Origin of the sequence: Streptococcus sp. 5905 (genome assembly GCF_013276505.1) — a bacterium.
In the GTDB taxonomy this organism is placed as follows: Bacteria; Bacillota; Bacilli; order Lactobacillales; family Streptococcaceae; genus Streptococcus.
Genome location: NZ_VMLC01000007.1, coordinates 24,443 through 43,544 on the forward strand (window position 1 = coordinate 24,443; position 19,102 = coordinate 43,544).

19 protein-coding genes, 1 pseudogene and 1 riboswitch are annotated in these 19,102 nt (G+C 43.2%); of the genes and pseudogenes, 5 read left to right on the forward strand and 15 right to left on the reverse strand.

Annotation, left to right across the window (positions count from 1 at the left end; translation table 11 throughout):
* Position 1 precedes the first annotated feature (1 nt).
* From HT680_RS08600 to lctO, 4 genes are all read right to left on the reverse strand, one after another.
* On the reverse strand, positions 2–652 hold the full coding sequence (locus HT680_RS08600; protein ID WP_173259719.1) for an energy-coupling factor transporter transmembrane component T: 651 nt from the start codon (positions 650–652) through the stop codon (positions 2–4).
* 1 nt (position 653) lies between these two features.
* Entirely contained in the window at positions 654–2,039 is a 1,386-nt protein-coding gene (locus HT680_RS08605) for an ABC transporter ATP-binding protein (RefSeq protein WP_173259721.1), read from the reverse strand.
* Positions 2,040–2,600 (reverse strand): ECF transporter S component, encoded by a 561-nt coding sequence (locus HT680_RS08610; RefSeq protein ID WP_173259723.1) that lies wholly within the window; start codon positions 2,598–2,600, stop codon positions 2,040–2,042.
* A 158-nt stretch (positions 2,601–2,758) separates the two neighbouring features.
* Positions 2,759–2,847: riboswitch (TPP riboswitch) on the reverse strand.
* A gap of 148 nt (positions 2,848–2,995) precedes the next feature.
* Positions 2,996–4,132 carry an L-lactate oxidase gene (gene lctO, locus HT680_RS08615; protein WP_173259725.1) on the reverse strand — a complete coding sequence of 379 codons (1,137 nt, stop codon included), beginning with the start codon at positions 4,130–4,132 and terminating at the stop codon, positions 2,996–2,998.
* 209 nt (positions 4,133–4,341) lie between these two features.
* Here lctO and HT680_RS08620 point away from each other — a divergent pair, with 209 nt between their 5' ends.
* The 4 genes from HT680_RS08620 to HT680_RS08635 are packed head-to-tail and all read left to right on the forward strand — an operon-like array spanning position 4,342 to position 7,296.
* Positions 4,342–5,022, forward strand: coding sequence for an amino acid ABC transporter permease (locus HT680_RS08620; RefSeq protein WP_173259727.1), 681 nt, complete (start codon positions 4,342–4,344; stop codon positions 5,020–5,022).
* Positions 4,982–5,659 carry an amino acid ABC transporter permease gene (locus tag HT680_RS08625; protein ID WP_173259729.1) on the forward strand — a complete coding sequence of 226 codons (678 nt, stop codon included), beginning with the start codon at positions 4,982–4,984 and terminating at the stop codon, positions 5,657–5,659. The genes HT680_RS08620 and HT680_RS08625 overlap by 41 nt, the downstream gene beginning before the upstream one ends.
* Positions 5,660–6,418 (forward strand): amino acid ABC transporter ATP-binding protein, encoded by a 759-nt coding sequence (locus tag HT680_RS08630; protein ID WP_173259731.1) that lies wholly within the window; start codon positions 5,660–5,662, stop codon positions 6,416–6,418.
* An 11-nt stretch (positions 6,419–6,429) separates the two neighbouring features.
* Complete coding sequence (locus HT680_RS08635; protein WP_173259733.1) at positions 6,430–7,296, forward strand: cysteine ABC transporter substrate-binding protein; 867 nt, start codon at positions 6,430–6,432, stop codon at positions 7,294–7,296.
* Between the two features lie 59 nt (positions 7,297–7,355).
* Here the strand turns inward: HT680_RS08635 and pyrE are convergent, their stop codons facing one another.
* The 10 genes and pseudogenes from pyrE to HT680_RS08685 all read right to left on the reverse strand — a co-directional run bounded on the left by pyrE (position 7,356) and on the right by HT680_RS08685 (position 16,621).
* Positions 7,356–7,988 (reverse strand): orotate phosphoribosyltransferase, encoded by a 633-nt coding sequence (gene pyrE, locus HT680_RS08640; RefSeq protein WP_125416226.1) that lies wholly within the window; start codon positions 7,986–7,988, stop codon positions 7,356–7,358.
* Between the two features lie 42 nt (positions 7,989–8,030).
* Positions 8,031–8,732 carry an orotidine-5'-phosphate decarboxylase gene (gene pyrF, locus HT680_RS08645; protein WP_038804435.1) on the reverse strand — a complete coding sequence of 234 codons (702 nt, stop codon included), beginning with the start codon at positions 8,730–8,732 and terminating at the stop codon, positions 8,031–8,033.
* 190 nt (positions 8,733–8,922) lie between these two features.
* Positions 8,923–10,041 carry an FtsQ-type POTRA domain-containing protein gene (locus HT680_RS08650; RefSeq protein WP_173259735.1) on the reverse strand — a complete coding sequence of 373 codons (1,119 nt, stop codon included), beginning with the start codon at positions 10,039–10,041 and terminating at the stop codon, positions 8,923–8,925.
* A gap of 9 nt (positions 10,042–10,050) precedes the next feature.
* Complete coding sequence (locus tag HT680_RS08655) at positions 10,051–11,109, reverse strand: UDP-N-acetylglucosamine--N-acetylmuramyl-(pentapeptide) pyrophosphoryl-undecaprenol N-acetylglucosamine transferase (RefSeq protein WP_173259737.1); 1,059 nt, start codon at positions 11,107–11,109, stop codon at positions 10,051–10,053.
* A gap of 1 nt (position 11,110) precedes the next feature.
* Positions 11,111–12,463: a UDP-N-acetylmuramoyl-L-alanine--D-glutamate ligase gene (gene murD / locus HT680_RS08660; RefSeq protein WP_173259739.1), complete on the reverse strand. Its 1,353-nt coding sequence runs from the start codon at positions 12,461–12,463 to the stop codon at positions 11,111–11,113.
* Positions 12,464–12,563: 100 nt separating this feature from the next.
* A pseudogene (locus tag HT680_RS08665) lies at positions 12,564–12,743 on the reverse strand (AAA family ATPase); the annotation flags it as partial.
* Positions 12,744–12,813: 70 nt separating this feature from the next.
* On the reverse strand, positions 12,814–13,218 hold the full coding sequence (locus HT680_RS08670) for a PaaI family thioesterase (protein WP_173259743.1): 405 nt from the start codon (positions 13,216–13,218) through the stop codon (positions 12,814–12,816).
* Positions 13,219–13,287: 69 nt separating this feature from the next.
* On the reverse strand, positions 13,288–14,775 hold the full coding sequence (locus tag HT680_RS08675) for a UDP-glucose--hexose-1-phosphate uridylyltransferase (RefSeq protein WP_173259745.1): 1,488 nt from the start codon (positions 14,773–14,775) through the stop codon (positions 13,288–13,290).
* Positions 14,772–15,431 carry an HAD family phosphatase gene (locus HT680_RS08680; protein ID WP_173259747.1) on the reverse strand — a complete coding sequence of 220 codons (660 nt, stop codon included), beginning with the start codon at positions 15,429–15,431 and terminating at the stop codon, positions 14,772–14,774. Before HT680_RS08680 ends, HT680_RS08675 begins: the two co-directional genes overlap by 4 nt.
* A gap of 11 nt (positions 15,432–15,442) precedes the next feature.
* Positions 15,443–16,621, reverse strand: a complete 1,179-nt coding sequence (locus HT680_RS08685) for a galactokinase (RefSeq protein WP_173259749.1) — start codon at positions 16,619–16,621, stop codon at positions 15,443–15,445.
* A gap of 163 nt (positions 16,622–16,784) precedes the next feature.
* On the opposite strand from HT680_RS08685, the gene galR reads away from it, so the two are divergent.
* Complete coding sequence (gene galR / locus HT680_RS08690) at positions 16,785–17,786, forward strand: DNA-binding transcriptional regulator GalR (protein ID WP_173259751.1); 1,002 nt, start codon at positions 16,785–16,787, stop codon at positions 17,784–17,786.
* A gap of 67 nt (positions 17,787–17,853) precedes the next feature.
* On the opposite strand, the gene HT680_RS08695 is transcribed toward galR, so the two are convergent.
* Positions 17,854–18,891: an alcohol dehydrogenase catalytic domain-containing protein gene (locus tag HT680_RS08695; protein WP_173259753.1), complete on the reverse strand. Its 1,038-nt coding sequence runs from the start codon at positions 18,889–18,891 to the stop codon at positions 17,854–17,856.
* Positions 18,892–19,102: the final 211 nt, after the last annotated feature.

The window sequence follows — 19,102 nt, forward strand, 5'->3', positions numbered from 1 at the left end:
TTTATAGAAATAGGCTGGTTTGAAGCAATAAAAAGTAAAGTAGGTAAATCAATGTTGTCCTTTGAGGAATATAAAAGGTTCGATAGCTATTCTCCACCTGTGCATGTTCGTCATATCCGTGCGCAGACAAAGCTCTCAGATAAAGATGGCGCCACCTAAAGACCGTCATCAGAACCTTGCTGTAAATCAAGGGCGACCAAACATACAATTTTTGACCACGTAATAAGCAAGCTTCCTTGAGGGACTTGATTTCTTGCTGAATGAGGGGAAAGGAATTGAATACCACAATCAAGGCATAGGCCCAAGAACGCGATAGCCCCTTTTGAGCCAAGTACAAGAAAAGCTCTTTTAAGGAAATACTGGAAACAAAGACAAGACCGATACAAACCGTCACAAAGGCCCTCGTTCCAAGTATGACTGCCTGCGAAGCATCCCCGTGTAACTGTACTGCCCAGTAATTGGCAAAAGAGGGTAAAATGGCGAGCACGAACATCCAAGCCAACAGTTTAAATCGACGGTAGTAGAGCATAAAGAGAATGCAAAATGCGACTACCGAGAGATTCAAAGCAATCGAAGGAATGAAAGATGTTTCCAAGGATAAAATCAGCAAGAAAAGACTGATAATCGGTGTTGGGGTTGCTACTTTGATCATACTACCTCACCTCCCCTGTAATATTCCTACTCAGAGAACCGAGTGGTTTGCTGATTGTCACGTCTTTAATATGACGGAGACCCTCACTAGTCATCTCAATCCAATAATCAACCACAGAGATTAAGGGATCTAAACGATGGCTAATGATCAAAAAACTTCTTCCTTGATTTCTGTCCTCCAGAATCCACTGACAGAAATAATGACAAGCTCTATCATCCAAACCTGCAAAAGGTTCATCTAGCAAAATCACAGAAGCCTTGCTGGTTAAGATGGTCAATAGCTGAAGAATCTTTTGCTGTCCACCACTTAATTGATAAGGACTCTTATCGAGTGCCTGCTCCAAACTAAAAAATTGTAATGCTTGGAGAATCCGCTGATTTCTTTTTGAGTCTGAGCTATCTAATTGCAGTTCCTCTCGCAGACTGACTCGGATAAACTGCTTCTCAGCTTCCTGAACAACACCCGTCAGATCACGATACAAACTCTTTTTCTTTTTGAGAACCGATCCCTTCCAACTAATGCGCCCCTTATACTTTTGAAATTGAAGAATGGAGCGAAAGAGGGTTGATTTCCCGACACCATTGTCACCCAGAATACAGGAAATCCCTTGGTAAAATGTGAAATCCGCAATCGAAAAGAGGGGGCGATTCCCCAGTTCACAAGTCACACGGTCCATATGGAATAGTTCTGGACTAGAAGCAACTTCCTTTGAAGCAACCTGTGTCATCTCAGAGGTTGGGATTTGAAACACTTCCCTTAGTTGTCCGTCTCTCAGCTCCACCATATGGTCAATGTAGGCTCCATAGTCCGTTAAATCATGGTCGCACAGGATGACTATCTTCCCATTAGAGGCCAACTCTTTTAGAATCTCTAGGATCTCCAGTCTACTTTTTCGGTCAATGGAAGCAAAGGGTTCATCCAAGAGATAAACCCTAGGATTCATGGCAAAGAGAACAGCCAAAGCAGCCTTTTGTTTTTCCCCACCTGATAAGTGATGGATGGGACGGTGTAAGATTGTCTCGCAACGACATTGCCGGACCACCTCTGCGATTTTAGCATCAATCTCTTGCACAGGATGCCCGATATTCTCCAAGGTAAAAATCAGCTCCTCAAACAAGTTCTCCATGGTAAATTGATGATTGGGATTTTGAAAGAGAATGCCAATCGTCTGGACACGTTCGACGATAGAAAGCTGACTGACTTGGCTCCCATCTATCAGGACTTGGCCACTATAGGGCAAGGAACTGACTTTAGCAATGATTTGAAAGAGACTGGATTTTCCTGAACCACTGCTCCCAACTAACAAGGTAAAAGCTTGCGCATGAAAAGTAAAATCAATCGGCTCCGAAAAGATTGGGGACTGAATCCCCCGTAGTTCCAGCCCCATCTATGCCTTTCCTCCAGCTGCAAACTGATGATAGAGTTTGACAATGGTACGAACCAAGATGGTACAGAAGAAAAAGACAGAAATAAAACGAACCACAAGCAAGGAAAGGACAAAAGGAAGAGAAAAGGCATAGTAACCTAACTTAATGTATTCATAGACAAAGCTAAAAAGCGTAATCCCAATACTATTGGCAGTTAGAGAGAGCCAACTTTCATAGCGATTCTTGGTTACGAGAAAACCAAATTCACTTCCCAAACCTTGAACCAAGCCAGACAAAAGGGCACCTAAACCGAATTGGCTACCATAAAGGACTTCAGCAAGCGCAGCAAGCACCTCTCCAATTGTTGCACTTCCGACTCTTGGAACAAAGATGGCAGCAATGGGCGCAGCCATGCACCAGAGACCAAAGAGGATTTCATTGGCAAAGGCCTGCAAACCAAGAGGAGCCAAGATCAGGGTGAGGATATCAAATAGATAGCCTAAACCCACAAAAACGCCACCAAAAAAGATAGACAAGAAAGCAAGCAAGATAACATCTTTTAACTGCCATTTTTTCAACATAAAAAACTCCTTTTTTAAAGAAAATTGGGGCATTCAAAGAGAGCTACCAAAAGGCTTGCCGTCAAGCCTATCCTCTTTTGATAAACAAAAAAACTCCAATTACAAACGAGAATTAGAGTTTACCTTACAAGATTAGACAGTTCTTTTCGACATACGAAAAAAACCTTTTCACATTTCCCTTCGCCAGTCTTAACTGTATCAGGTTCAATGGGTATCATCTCAGCCTAAAGCACCCCAAATGTCTTTATTATTTAATTACTGGACCAGTATAACAGAATTTGAAAGCCCTAGCAAGATATTTGACCGGAAAATATATTTATATAGTTTCTGATAACGATTTAATCTTTCTATACACGAAGAAAAACCTCCACGTCAGGTGGAGGCCATCTTCTTTATCAATACAATTTCAAATCACGAGGATCGACTGGGAAGGTCGGATTGTATGGGTTGTGACGGAGTTTGAAGTGTTTGACATCCTCAATAGTCTGAGTTCCAGATAACTGCATGACTGTCTTCAATTCTGCATTCAAGTGCTCAAAGACTTGACGCACACCAACACTACCACCAAGAGCCAAACCATAGATCACAGGGCGACCAATAGCTACCAAGTCTGCTCCTGAAGCCAAGGCTTTAAAGACGTGTTGACCGCGACGAACACCAGAGTCAAAGACAATTGGCACACGTTTATCAACTGCTTCAGCCACTTCTTGAAGTGAGTCAAAGGATGCTGGTCCACCGTCGATTTGGCGGCCACCGTGGTTGGTTACCCAGATACCAGAAGCACCTGCGGCAAGAGAGCGTTCAACGTCCTCACGACACTGTGGCCCTTTCACATAGACAGGAAGACCTGAGTATGTAGCGATAAATTCGACATCGCGTGGAGACAAGCGTTGTTTAGCTGATTTGTAAACAAAGTCCATGGATTTTCCAGCACCTTCTGGCAGGTATTCCTCAACAATCGGCATGCCAACTGGGAAGACAAAACCATTGCGCTTATCAACCTCACGATTCCCCCCTACAGTTGCATCCGCCGTCAAGACAATCGCTTTGTAGCCTTCAGCCTTCACACGGTCCATGATATGGCGGTTAATCCCGTCATCCTTACTAAAGTAAAATTGGAACCAATGAGGTGTCCCTTGAAGAGCTTCCGTAATTTCTGGAAGGTCAACGGTAGAGTAAGAGCTGGTTGTATAAAGAGAGCCAAACTCATGCACACCACGCGCAGTAGCTACTTCCCCCTGCTCATTTGCCAATTTATGAGCCGCAACAGGTGCCATAATAATTGGTGAAGATAATTTTTCACCTGCAAATTCAATCTCTGTACTTGGATTTTCAACATTGCAAAGCGTATGTGGAACGATGAGTTTGTGGTTAAAGGCACGGATGTTCTCGCGTAAAGTGAAAGTATCCTCTGCTCCACTAGCGATATAACCAAAGGCAGCTTTAGGAATGACTTGTTGCGCCATTGGCTCTAAATCATAAGTGTTAATAAAATCTACAGGTCCTTCTGCATTGCTTGTTTTATATGACATAAAGTGTCCTCCTTATTAAGTAAGCGTTTACTTTTTCTTGCATAAACTATCTTACCTCTTTTTCAGAATCCTTTCAAAAAATTTGTCTGGAAATTTCAAATCACAGACATGATAAATATTTTCTATCATTGTGATAAAAAATATTTATTATCCAAATAAGCTTTTTAGTGCTACAATAACTTTATTATTCCTAGATAGGAGGTTCTCTTTTGGATTGGTCCATTGTTGAACAATATCTACCACTATATCAAAAGGCATTCTTTCTGACCCTACACATCGCAGTTTGGGGAATTATGGGATCCTTTCTTGTTGGTCTAATCGTTAGTATCATCCGCCATTATCGCGTTCCTATCTTTTCACAGTTAGCAACAGCCTACATCGAATTGTCACGAAATACGCCCCTTTTGATTCAGCTCTTCTTTCTCTATTTCGGGCTTCCCCGAATAGGAATTGTTCTTTCTTCAGAAGTCTGTGCAACTCTTGGCCTCATCTTTTTAGGAGGCTCCTATATGGCGGAATCCTTCCGAAGCGGACTAGAAGCAGTTAGTCAAACCCAGCATGAGATTGGCTTAGCTATCGGTCTGACACCAGTTCAGGTTTTTCGCTACGTAGTCTTGCCACAAGCTACCGCAGTGGCTCTGCCGTCCTTCAGTGCCAACGTGATTTTCTTGATTAAGGAAACCTCAGTTTTCTCTGCAGTAGCCTTAGCCGATCTCATGTACGTCGCCAAGGACTTGATTGGACTCTATTATGAGACAGACATTGCACTGGCCATGTTGGTAGTTGCTTATCTGATCATGCTGCTACCCATCTCGCTAGTCTTTAGCTGGATAGAAAGGAGGCTCCGCCATGCAGGATTCGGGAATACAAGTACTCTTTCAGGGAAATAATCTCTTGCGGATTTTACAAGGATTGGGAGTCACGATTGGGATTTCCATCCTCTCTGTCCTCTTATCCATGATTTTCGGTACGGTTATGGGAATCATCATGACCTCCCATTCTAGAGTCGTTCATTTTTTAACACGTTTTTATCTAGAATTTATCCGTATCATGCCTCAACTGGTTCTGCTCTTCATTGTTTACTTTGGTTTGGCTCGAAATTTTAATATCAACATTTCTGGAGAGACTTCTGCCGTTATCGTTTTTACACTCTGGGGAACAGCTGAGATGGGGGACTTGGTACGTGGAGCCATCACTTCCCTCCCTAAACATCAGTTTGAAAGTGGACAGGCACTGGGCTTAACTAACTTGCAACTTTACTATCACATTATCATTCCACAGGTCTTGAGAAGACTGCTGCCACAAGCTATCAACCTCGTCACTCGGATGATCAAAACGACTTCCTTAGTTGTCTTGATTGGGGTTGTGGAAGTTACCAAGGTTGGACAACAAATCATCGATAGCAATCGCTTGACCATCCCAACCGCTTCCTTTTGGATTTATGGAACCATTCTGGTCTTGTATTTCGCAGTTTGCTTCCCCATTTCCAAACTATCTACTCACTTAGAAAAATACTGGAGGAACTAAATGTCTGATACTATATTAGAAATCAAGGATCTGAAAAAATCCTTCGGAGATAATCCCATCCTCCAAGGACTTTTCATGGATATCAAAAAGGGGGAAGTTGTCGTCATTCTAGGACCATCTGGTTGCGGGAAAAGTACCCTACTTCGCTGTCTCAATGGCTTAGAAACCATTCAGGGTGGAGATATTCTTCTGGATGGCCAGTCCATTATTGGAAACCAGAAAGACTTTCACTTGGTTCGTCAAAAGATTGGGATGGTCTTTCAAAGTTATGAACTCTTTCCCCATCTAGATGTCCTACAAAACCTCATCCTAGGTCCTATCAAGGCTCAGGGAAGGAACAAGAAAGAAGTAACGGAGGAAGCTTTACAACTACTGGAACGTGTGGGTTTGCTCGATAAAAAAGACAGTTTTGCTCGCCAATTATCTGGTGGACAGAAACAACGAGTGGCGATTGTCCGTGCCCTGCTCATGCATCCAGAAATTATCCTCTTTGACGAAGTGACGGCTTCACTGGATCCAGAAATGGTGCGTGAAGTTCTCGAACTCATCAATGATTTGGCTCAAGAAGGGCGCACTATGATTTTGGTGACCCACGAAATGCAGTTTGCCCAAGCCATTGCAGATCGGATAATCTTCCTAGACCAAGGGAAGATTGCTGAAGAAGGAACGGCTCAAGACTTCTTCACCAATCCAAAAACTAAACGTGCTCAGGAATTTTTAAACGTCTTTGACTTTAGCCAGTTTGGCTCATATCTATAAAGGAGATTTTTATGAAACTACTCAAACCAATTCTAACTGTTTTTGCTCTAGCATTTGCCCTTATCTTTGTCACAGCTTGTAGCTCAGGTGGAAGCTCTGATGCTTCATCAGGAAAAGCAACTGCCAAGGCCCGCACTATCGACGAAATCAAAAAAAGCGGTGAACTTCGAATCGCCGTATTTGGAGATAAAAAACCTTTTGGTTATGTAGACAATGACGGTTCTTACCAAGGTTACGATATCGAATTGGGGAACCAACTAGCTCAAGACCTAGGTGTTAAAGTCAAATACGTTTCCGTTGATGCTGCCAACCGTGCTGAATATTTGATTTCAAACAAGGTGGATATCACACTTGCCAACTTCACAGTTACCGACGAACGTAAGAAACAAGTTGATTTTGCCCTTCCTTACATGAAAGTTTCCCTCGGTGTTGTTTCACCTAAAGATAAGGTAATTAAGGATGTTAAAGAGCTGGAAGGTAAGACCTTGATTGTCACAAAAGGAACCACTGCTGAAACCTACTTTGAGAAAAATCACCCAGAAGTCAAACTTCAAAAATACGACCAATACAGTGATGCTTATCAGGCTCTTCTTGACGGACGTGGAGATGCCTTCTCTACTGACAATACTGAAGTCCTAGCTTGGGCTCTTGAAAATAAAGGGTACGAAGTAGGGATTACTTCTCTCGGTGACCCAGATACCATTGCACCAGCAGTTCAAAAAGGAAACCAAGAATTGCTTGATTTCATCAATAAAGACATTGAAAAATTGGGCAAGGAAAACTTCTTCCACAAGGCCTATGAAAAAACACTTCACCCAACCTACGGTAACGCTGCTAAGGCAGATGACCTTGTTGTTGAAGGCGGAAAAGTTGACTAATACTTTCCGAAAATAAAAAGAAATCAGGTAATCCTAGTGACTACCTGATTTTCTATGTTTTAGGCATTCTGCCAATTTTCTTGGTCTTCTTTGAATCGTTTTAAGAGATCCAATCCCTCTGGTGTGATGTAGCCTTCTTCCTGAGCTAGGTGGATGAGCTCGCTGTAGTTTGAGAGAGTCACCAGTTTCACGCCTGCATTTGCAAAGTTCTTATCTGCTTTTGCTAGTTGATAGCTAAAAATGGCTACTACACCGAGAACATCTGCTCCTTCACGCTTGGCAGCTGCTACCGCTTCGAGAACTGACCCACCCGTTGAAATGAGATCTTCAACAACAACCATCTTTTGCCCCTGGGCTACACGGCCTTCGATTTGGTTTCCGGCTCCATGGTCTTTTGGTTTACTACGAATATAAGCAAATGGTAGGTTCATCTTGTCCGCGATGATAGCTCCATGTGGAATCCCTGCTGTCGCTGTACCAGCAATGACTTCTACCTCTGGAAAGGCTGCTTTGATAGCATCCACAAAACCATTTTCAATCAAAGTTCTAGTTTCCGGGTAAGCTAGGGTCACACGATTATCCGTATAGATCGGTGACTTGATACCAGATGCCCAAGTGAAAGGCTCTTCTGGTTTGAGATAAACCGCTTGAATTTTCAATAGATGGCTAGCAATGTCTCTGGCAAGTGTCATGGTATACTCCTTCTTATCCTTAAATCTATAATCAAATACGCTTTAGACCCAGTCGCGTGTCCATTCTTCCTTGATAGCATGGTAGGCTGCTACAGGGTCTGCTGCCTGTGTGATAGGACGGCCTATTACAATGTAGTCACTACCAATTTGATAGGCTTGACCAGGGGTCACTACGCGTTTTTGATCCCCTGCTTCAGCACCTGCTGGTCGAATACCTGGTGTCAAGCAGATAAAGTCTTCGTTTGTAGCTTCTTTGATAAGTTGGGCTTCTTGGGCTGAGCAAACCACTCCATCCAATCCAGCTTCAGCTGTTTTCTTAGCATAGTGAATCACTGATTCCTGCAGACTAGTTTGGATATTTTGACAGTCTTGCATCTGTTCTTCAGATGTTGAGGTCAATTGGGTCACCGCGATAAGAATCCCTTGATCACCAAGGCCTTCACGCGCGGCCTGCATCATCTCAAGCCCACCTGCAGCCTGAACATTGGTCATATCGACACCCAAACTTGACAAGATTTTCATGGTTGACTTGACCGTATTTGGAATATCATGCAACTTGAGATCCAAAAAAACACTATGTCCCAATGATTTCAAATAACGCACAACTTCGGGACCTACTGCATAGTAGATTTCCATTCCTACCTTGACATAGAGTTTTTCCTCCGCTGGAAAAAGGGCTAAAAATTCTTTGGCTTCCTCGAAACTTGGAAAATCCAGAGCAATGACTGGGCGACTCTCACGCATTCTTTTCTCCTATTCTTTGCTGACAGTCCATTGCTCAAAAAAAGGAACCTGCTAGCAGCTAGGTTCCACGAAAAACGGGTAGTCTCCACCCTTTCACTGTCTAACCTTAGCTGCCTCTCTGGACTGCTTTAAAAGTTTTCTACTATTCTATTATTTATAATGACACTTGTCAAGTAAAAACTGAAGATTCTTATTCTTGTTTCTTTTCTTCAGCTTTTTTTTCTTCCTGTTTTTTCTTCTCTGCTTCTTTAGCTTCTTGTTTAGCCTTTTCCTCAGCTTCTTCCAAACGTTTATCAGCCAGGCTAGTGCTATAAATTCCTGCCTCCATATCGATGAAGCTTGGTTCTGCTAACTGTGGCTTGATTTTGCTGTAATAAGGCAATTTTTTACTCAATTCTGACAAGGGAACTACTATTTCATCTGTATCCAGCATAGTAATTTTTAGAAGATCTGCAGTTGCCTTACTTGGCGCTAATTCGATCTTCTGAATTTGACTCTTTATGTCCTCACTAATGCTAGAAAGACCCGTCATCAAATCCTTCACCTGCTGCTCATCGTTAAAGGTGACTGTTAGGTAAGTCTCAGGCAGGTTCAAAAGGTTGACAGGGCTTGAGTCAATTGTTCCACTAGATAGGATTGGATAGTGGTCTTCACCTGTCACATAGTAGCCAACAATCTCAAACTCTTTGACTTCAATCGTAAAGTTTGTCGGAAATTTGTAGTCAATCTTCGCTGATTCTATCCAATGGTTAGACTTGATCTGCTCAGCGTGCTTCTCCTTGTTCAACAACAAAGACAAGGTATAATCACTATCCTGAATGCCAGAAACCTGTTTAATGTCATCCGCTTGAGTCTGGACATTTCCCTTAACCTCGATATGCTTGATAGTCGAAAGAGGGGTCAAGAGATAGATAGAAAGGAGGAGAACCAGAACACTCGGCACCAAGATACTAACTGCCCGCCAAATATGAACAGGCGCAATTTTAGGCTTGGCAGGTTTTTCTGGTTTTTCTTTTTTCTTCCTCTCTTTTTCCTCTTTGACTTTATGATCATCCTTTTGAGATTGTTCTTCTTTTTCAGATGGTTCCTTGCTTGGGCTTATTGCTTCCTCGTCTGACTCACTCGATGATTTCTTGGCTTCCCCTAACATCTTAGAGTTTTCCTCCATTCGAGCTTGTTTTTCCTTTTCTTTCTCCTCAGCTAGGGCAGCTTCTTCCTCAGCCTTCTTTTTCAAGTATTCCTGGTTTCGTTTCTGCCATTCAGACAATTCTTTCTTGGGGTTTGATTCTTTGTTCTTATCCTTTGACATTGATATTCCTTATGCTAGGTCTTTTCTTAATAGATCGTAAAAATCCGCAAGAGATTTCAATTCAGTTGAAGCTTTCATGCTAGCTTGGTATTGGTCCTTGTGACTAAGCAGGTGGCTGAGTTTCTCCTCCAAGCTTTCCAAGGTCAAGTCACTTTCTTGAAGCTCTTCTGCATAGCCTTTCTTAACAAAGTAGGCTGCATTTTCAATCTGGTCTCCTCGACTTGCTTCACGACCCAATGGTACGATGAGATGAAGTTTCGCCATAGCCAAGAGCTCGAAAATCGTATTGGCACCACCACGCGTCACCACCACATCTGCCATCTCCATCAAAGGTTGATAGAGATCCGTCACATAGTCAATACGAAAGAGATTTTGACTCAACTCATTGAGGCTAGAATCTCCAGTGAGATTGATAATATTGTAGCGTTCGGTCAGTTCTTGCTTATGATCTGTCACCAATTGGTTAAAGACACGAGCTCCTGCAGAACCACCGACAAACAATACCGTTGGCAATTTAGGATCAAAGTGGGTTTGGATATCCACCAATTCATCTGGTTCAGGAGTTTTTTGGTCTGAAACCTTGGTGACTGCTCCCACATGCTCGACCTTAGACAAACTTGAAGCCTGCTCAAAGGTTGAATACATCTTAGTCGCAAATTTATAGGCGATTTTATTGGCCAAGCCCATAGACAGGTCCGATTCATGAATAAAGACAGGCACTCCTGACACACGCGCTGCTATAACCGGCGGTACAGAAACAAATCCTCCCTTAGAAAAAAGAGCCTGTGGACGCAGTCGTAACATGATAAAGAGGGATTGGATGATTCCCCAACCAACTTTAAACACGTCCAGCATGTTTTGCCAAGAGAAATAGCGACGCAACTTCCCAGTCGAAATGGAATGGAAGGTCACATTTAAGCCTGATTTGAGGATTTCTTGGTGTTCGATTCCATGCTTATCCCCGATATAGTGGACTTCCCAGCCGTCTTCGATGAACTTGGGCATTAACAAAAGGTTAAGGGTGACGTGTCCAACTGTTCCCCCACCTGTAAAAACTATTTTTTTCATATTATCCCTTTAACTCCGCTACTGTGTCGATAAAGAGGTCACCACGTACTTCAAAGTTAGCATACATATCCCAGCTAGCATTGGCAGGGCTGAGGAGAACAACATCTCCTTGAGTCGCGAGCTCATAAGCCTTGCGAGTCGCATCAGCAATATCTGTCGCATCTACATAAGCCACACCGGCCTTATCTGCTGCCCGTTTGACACGTTCTGCAGACTGACCGAGGATGACCATCTTCTTGAGCCCTGTAATATCTGGAACCAATTCGTCAAACTCATTGCCGCGGTCCAAACCACCTGCAATCAAGATAACCTTACTATTGTCAAATCCTGACAAGGCTTTTTGAGTAGCCAAGATATTGGTTGATTTGCTATCGTTATAGAATTTGACACCCTGAATTTCATCCACAAACTGGAGACGGTGTTTGACACCACCAAAGGCTGAAAGAGTTTCCTTGATGATTTGGTTGTCGATACCTCGGAGCTTGGCTACAGCAATAGTAGCAAGGGCATTTTCTACATTGTGGCTACCTGGAACACCGATTTCACTCGCTGCCATGACCACTTCCCCACGGAAGTAGAGTTGACCATCTTCCAGATAAGCTCCATCAACCTTTTCAAGTGTTGAAAATGGAACAACAGTGGCTTGTGTTCTAGTAGCCAATTCTTTTGCCAAATCTTGGTTAAAGTTCAAGACAAGGAAATCAGCTGCTGTCATCTTGTTCTGGATATTCCACTTAGCTGCCACATATTCCTCAAAAGAACCATGGTAGTCGATATGAGTGGGCATGAGGTTGGTAATAACCACAATCTCAGGATGAAATTCTTGGACACCCATCAGTTGGAAAGAAGAAAGTTCCATGACAAGCGTGTCTTTATCTGTTGCAGTTTGAGCCACTTGACTGGCAGGATAGCCAATATTGCCTGACAAAAGACCATGTTGGCCAGCAGCAGTCAAAACTTCCCCAATCATAGTCGTTGTGGTTGTTTTCCCATTTGAACCAGTAATACCGATAATTGGCGCATCTGAAATCAAATAAGCCAATTCCACCTCAGTCAAGACTGGAATCCCCTTGGCCAAAGCCTTTTCAATCATGGGATTGCTGTAAGGGATACCTGGATTTTTCACCATCAGAGCGAAATCCTCATCCAACAATTCCAAAGGATGCCCACCAGTGACAACCTTGATCCCCTCTTCTAACAAGCTTTGCGCAGCAGGATTCTCCTCGAAAGGCTTGCCGTCATTTACTGTCACAATGGCACCTAGCTTGTCCAGCAAACGGGCCGCAGACTCACCAGACTTGGCCAAACCTAAAACAAGGACTTTCTTATTTTTAAATTGATCGATTACTTTCATGTCTCAAACTCCATTTCTACTCCTACTATTTTACCATTTTTACGGAAATAAAAAAGCCACAAAGTGTATTTGTGACTCTTTCTTCTAACTTAATGTTCTCTTAACATCGATGAGATAAATCGGTAACTCGAATAACTTGGTCCACTTGTTCCCAGATAAGAGGATTGTGGGTCGCAATAATAATCGTTCGATTCGGATTTTTTAATGATTCTAGGATAGAAAGTAATTCCTCAGAGTTTTTGGGGTCTAGTGAAGCGGTTGGTTCATCTGCGAGGATCAAAACTAACCTGCACTCCAAAAGTTCGACAAAAAATATCTAGCCCTTAGAGTGCAGGTCAACTCTCAGTACTTTATATCCTTACCTGTCTTTCTTCTGACCGCTGGCCTGTGACAAACATGGTAAAGGTGGCTTTGCAGATATTTCTGCCTTCTTGATTGGTGATATCGACATCTACCACACAGGTTGTGCGTCCATGATGGACACATTCTCCTTTAATGGTCAGTACATCATCTAGCTTTCCTGCTTTGAGGTAGTTGATAGAGGACTGGAGCGTCACTCCATCAAGCCCCAGAGAGATAACCACTAGACCACTGATTTGATCACAAAGGGTGAAGAGATAGCCACCATGGGCATTGCCATAATAGTTGAGCGACGAGTCCACTACTTTTGTCGTCACCACAACCTGACCATCTCTCATTTGTTCAATCTCGTAATTTTCAAAGGCAGATATAGCATCAAAATGAAAATCTTTCATCGTTTCCTCCTGATAGTTCAAACGACACTATGATACTACTTTTTATAGGACTGTGCAAGGAGAAAGCTCCTAGTCTGGTAAAATTCCGACCTGTTCTACAAAGCACATAAAGGCTGCCTGTCCTTGTTCCGTCTGCTTGTAAACCCCCGCGTCCTCCAAAACACGTGTAAAGATAGCACCTACAGATTCCTTGACGATTTCAAGGGCTTTTTCTTTATCCGTTAGATCTGGATGTTGGGTTTTGAGTTGGTCGGCCCATTTCTGATGATAGTCGGCAACTGAGACTTCTTCTCCGACAAGGTAGGCTGCTACTTGTTCCACTTCCGCTTTCAATCGTGGCGGCAGGATAGCCAAGCCCATGACCTCAATCAAGCCGATATTTTCCTTTTTGATATGTTGGACATCCTTGTGGGGGTGGTAGATGCCATCAGGATGCTCTAGAGAAGTTTGATTGTCCCGCAAGACCAAGTCCAACTCAAACTGGCCATCGCGTTTACGAGCAATCGGTGTAATGGTATGGTGTGGTGTTCCATTACTTTCTGCCAAGACTTGCACACTTGGATCTGAATACTGGCGCCATTCCTGCAAAATCTTATCAGCCAAGTTGATCAAATCCTCTTTGGAATCCGAAGTCAAACGTAGGACTGACATAGGCCACTTGACAATCCCAGCCTTGACCTGCTCAAAACCAGCAAATCGGAAGGCCTTTTGCAGAGGAGCCAATTCCATAGGAAATACGTGACGGCCTCCTTGATAGTGGTCATGAGTTAGAATAGACCCTCCCACAATCGGCAAGTCGGCATTAGATCCAGCAAAATAGCCTGGAAACTGCTCTACGATAGCCAGCAGACGCTCAAAGCTCTGACGACTAATGGCCATGGGACGATGCTGACCGTCTAAGAAGATACAGTGCTCATTAAAGTAAGCATAGGGCGAATACTGGAAACCCCACTCCTGACCCGCCATTTCAAAACGGATAATTCGGTGATTGCTACGAGCTGGATGGTTAATTCGACCATGGTAGCCTTCGTTCTCTAGACAGAGTTGACACTGGGGGTAATTGCTAGCTTGGACCAACTTGGCTGCCGCAATCTCTTTCGGATCCTTTTCAGGCTTAGAGAGGTTGATAGTAATCTCAAGCTCTCCATAGTCAGACGGAACGCGATAAGCGATATTCTTAGAAATGGCCTTGAGTTTGATGTAGTCGTTTTTCTGGCTAAGTTGGTAGAAGTCCGCAATTGCCTGCTCAGGAGATTGGGCGTAAGTTGCCCAGAAGTCACGATTGACCTGACTTGGACAAGGGGTTACCAAGTCCATCAATTCAGCACCGAGGATTTCACGCGCAGTCTGACTGTCCTCAATCGTCTCTAATCGAACCGCCTCCTCAACCAGCTGGTCCTTGAGGTCAATCAACTCCTCCAGATTCGTCTCAACTTCCAAAACACCTTCGCCCACTCGAGCCAAAACACGATTGGTCAGGTAGATTCGATCCATTTCCTCAAATGAACTTTCTGCAATGACTTCCGTGATAAATGCATCTAGAACTCCCTGACTCATTGATTCTCCTTCTTACTTTCTAAATAGTCTCTGACAGCATCTAAATCCTGAAAAACTTGTTCTGTTTTATTTAAGAAAGACTGTGCTGGCATTTTTAAGTCTGGAATACAAATGACTGGTATCCCAGCTCTATACGCTGCTTCAATCCCTGCTTCACTATCCTCTAGTACTAAGCAATTCTCTGGTAAAACATTCAAATCACTACAGGCCTTTAAAAATATATCAGGGTAAGGTTTGCTTCGCTTTACATCTTTTGCAAAAACTAGATGGTCAAATAGGGACAGTATCCCATTACTATCCAAAATCATTCTAGCTCTAGATTCAACGCTTGAAGTTGCTAGAGCGATTGGAATACCTTCTCTTTGCAAAAAAGCAAGCAAATTTTTAGCACCTTTTTTTAAATTTACACCTTTGGCTAATATTCGAGCTTCCAGTTCATAAACTTTTTCCAAGGTTTGGTCAAAGTTCCAAGGTAAATCATAGGTATCCAAAAATCGTTGAACATTCTCCTCTTCCCTATGTCCACTGTATTCTCTAGAATATGTTTCTTCTGTGAAAGGAATTCCAAAATCTTCAAGCAATTCTTGATAAACTTTTAGAGAAATGATCTCAGTATCAGCTAATAAACCATCTAAATCAAATATTATAGCTTCCATTTACTTCTCTCCTAGTCTAAAACTCGAGTGCCCGATGCAACTTGAGCGATATAGAAACTTGGAGCATATCCAACGACTTCCTCGTAGCGTTTGCCTACAGCTTCTTTAAAGCCCTCAACAGCATCTTTTTGCACCAAGGCAATAGCACAGCCACCAAAACCTGCCCCTGTCATACGAGCACCCAGAACACCTTCTTGAGCCCAAGCTGTGTGAACGAGGATATCCAATTCCAAGCCAGTCACTTCATAATCATGCTCAAGAGAAACGTGAGATGCATTCATCAAGCGACCAAAGGTTTCCAAGTCACCCGCCTGAAGAGCTGCTTGTGCTTTGAGGGTACGTTGATTTTCAAGCACAGCATGGCGAGCACGTTTTAAACGATTTTCGTCTTTAATCAGGTAGCTGTATTGGTCGAAGACCCACTCGTCCAATTCACCCAAGGTCTGAATATCCAAGGCAACTTGCAATTCTTCCACAGATTTCTCACACTCAGCACGGCGTTCATTGTATTTAGAATCTGCCAATTCACGACGTTTGTTGGTGTTCATGATGACAACAACATTGTCCTTCAAATCAAGTGGCACCAAGTCATACTCCAAGGTATTGGTATCTAGGTAAATGGCACGTTGGTCAGCTCCCATACCGATAGCGAACTGGTCCATAATACCAGAATTCACTCCGATAAAGTTATTTTCTGTTTGTTTCCCGATTTTAACCAAATCCAGACGGTCTAGTTTTAAACCAAAGAGATGCTCTGCAACAACCCCTGTCAAGAGTTCCAAAGATGCTGATGATGACAAGCCAGCTCCATTTGGGATATTCCCATAAACATAAAAATCAAACCCTTTGTCAATCACATGTCCAGCTTCTTGCAAGAAATAAAGAACCCCTTTTGGATAGTTGGTCCAGCTATGCTCTTTTTCAAATTTGAGGTCAGCAAGAGGCACTTCGATGATACCCTTGTCCTCAAAGTTGGCTGAGTAGAAACGCAAGACTTGGTCGTCACGCTTGCGAGCTGCACCGTATGTCCCCAAGGAAATAGCAGCTGGAAAAACGTGCCCACCGTTGTAGTCTGTGTGTTCGCCAATCAGATTGATACGACCTGGTGAAAAGAAAGTTTGGTCTGCTTCTTGACCAAAAACGGCAAGAAAGTCTTTGCGAAGGGCTTCAGTAGTAAGATCTTGTGTCATATAAATTCTCCTTTGACTGTCGTTAAGTCATCTTAACGTGTAATCGTTTTCTTCTATTGTATCCAAGGCTTTTGCTAAGGTCAATCCTTTTTACTAAAGTTTTACTAAACAATCGGTAAAAAGAAGAAAAATATGATATACTAACCTAAAAGAAGGAGGATTTATGGCTACCTTAAAAGACATTGCACAGCTAGCCTCTGTCTCTATCGCGACCGTATCTCGTGTCCTCAATCGCGACCAGAGCCTATCTGTCACAGAAGAAACCCGACACCGTATTTTAACCGTCGCTGAAGAGCTGGGCTATACTAAGCACCTCAAGACAGGCGAATCCCACAAACCCAAGCAGAAGATTGCCATTATCCAATGGGTCAGTGAACAAGGGGAGTTGGACGACCTCTACTACTATCAGATTCGTCTCGGTATTGAAAAAAGAGCCCAAGAGTTGGACTATGATATCTTGCGCTATTTTAACGACCATCCTTTTACACTGAGCGAGGAAGTGATTGGCATTCTCTGCATCGGAAAATTTAGCCGAGCTCAGATCTCTGCCTTTGAAGAATACCAAAAGCCTTTAGTCTTTATAGACAGCGATACCCTCTCACTAGGTCACACCTGTATTATCACGGACTTTTACACTGCTGTAAAACAAGTTGTAGACCATTTCCTCAGTCAGGGGCTGGATCGGATTGGCATTCTGACAGGTCTTGAGGAAACAACCGACCAGGAAGAAATAATCCAGGATAAGCGGCTAGAAAATTTCAAAGACTATACCCAAGCAAATGGTATCTACCATGAAGAACTGGTCTTTCAGGGGAGTTTTACGGCCCAGTCTGGTTATGACTTGATGAAGGAGGGCATTCACAAGCTAGGTGATAAACTCCCACCAGCCTTTTTCGCAGCCAGCGATAGTTTAGCCATCGGTGCCCTTCGTGCTCTTCAAGAAGCTGGAATCAGCCTACCAGACCGCGTCAGCCTCATTTCTTTCAACGACACTAGCCTGACCAAGCAGGTCTATCCTCCTCTTTCTAGCATTACCGTCTATACCGAAGAAATGGGCCGAGCAGGTATGGATATTCTTAACAAGGAAGTCCTCCACGGTCGGAAAATTCCTAGCCTGACCATGCTAGGAACCAGACTGACTTTGAGAGAGAGTACGCTGCCATAACTCAACAAATATACCAACGCAAAAAATCCTAATAGAAATTCTCAAATCTCCATTAGTATTTTCTTTGTTAATCCATCACAATCATAGACTTAATGGTTTTGCGATCATCCATATCTTTATAGGCTTGGTCAATCTCTTCTAATTTATAACTTGAAGTAAAGACACGGCCTGGGTTGATATCGCCATCAAGGACTGCCTTCAGTAAGAACTGTTTGTTGTAAGTCGTTACAGAGGCTGCTCCGCCTGCTACCGTAATATTTTGAGCAAAAGTTGAACCAAGAGCTCGATTGCTATAGTGAGGAACTCCAACAAAGCCCAAACGACCACCATTGTGAAGGACACCAAGAGCCTGATCAACCGCTGCCTCAGTACCGACACACTCAAGAGCTGCATCTGCTCCTCCACCAAGAATTTCTCGAACCTTGGCAATTCCTTCTTCGCCACGTTCAGCCACAACAGCTGTCGCCCCTGACTCCAAAGCCATTTGTTGACGGTCTTCGTGACGACTCATGAGAACAATTTGAGATGTACCACGCATTTTAGCGGCGATAACAGCACATTGCCCAACAGCCCCGTCACCGATAACGACAACCTTATCCCCTTTTTGAACATTAGCAACACGCGCAGCATGATAGCCAGTTGGCATCACATCAGCCAGTGTCAAGAGGGATTTGAGCATGCCTTCTGTATAGTCTGACGGTTGTCCTGGAATTTTTACAAGCGCCCAGTTGGCATAATCGAAGCGCATATATTCTGCTTGCACCCCATCTGACCAGTTATTGCCAATATGACGATCACAGGTGCCATCATATCCTGCTCGACAGGCATCACATTCCCCGCATCCATGAGTAAATGGAGCAATAACAAAATCGCCAGGTTTAACGGTCGTCACTGCATCACCAATTGCCTCAACGATACCAATCGCTTCGTGCCCGCTATTCTGATGGCCTGTTTCAATATCTGGATTGCGATAGCTCCACAGATCAGAGCCACAAACACAGGTTCGAACAATCCGAATAATGGCATCATCTGCCTCAATGATTTGCGGATGCTCCACTTCAATAAGACCAACCTGACCAGCTTTTGTATAAACTGTTTTCTTCATAGAACCACTCCTTTTCTATTGGTTTCTTACTTTCATTATACACTTTTTGTCAAGCTTTCACTCGTATCAATCATTATTAACGGCGATAAGGCACTAGTTTAGTCTAATATAGTCTTTTCTTCTTGAGATTTAAGTTTTATAAGGAGAGATTTTTCGATTACGTTTTTAATAGTTTCCAGCCAATAGAAAAAGTGAATAAAGAAATATTCCT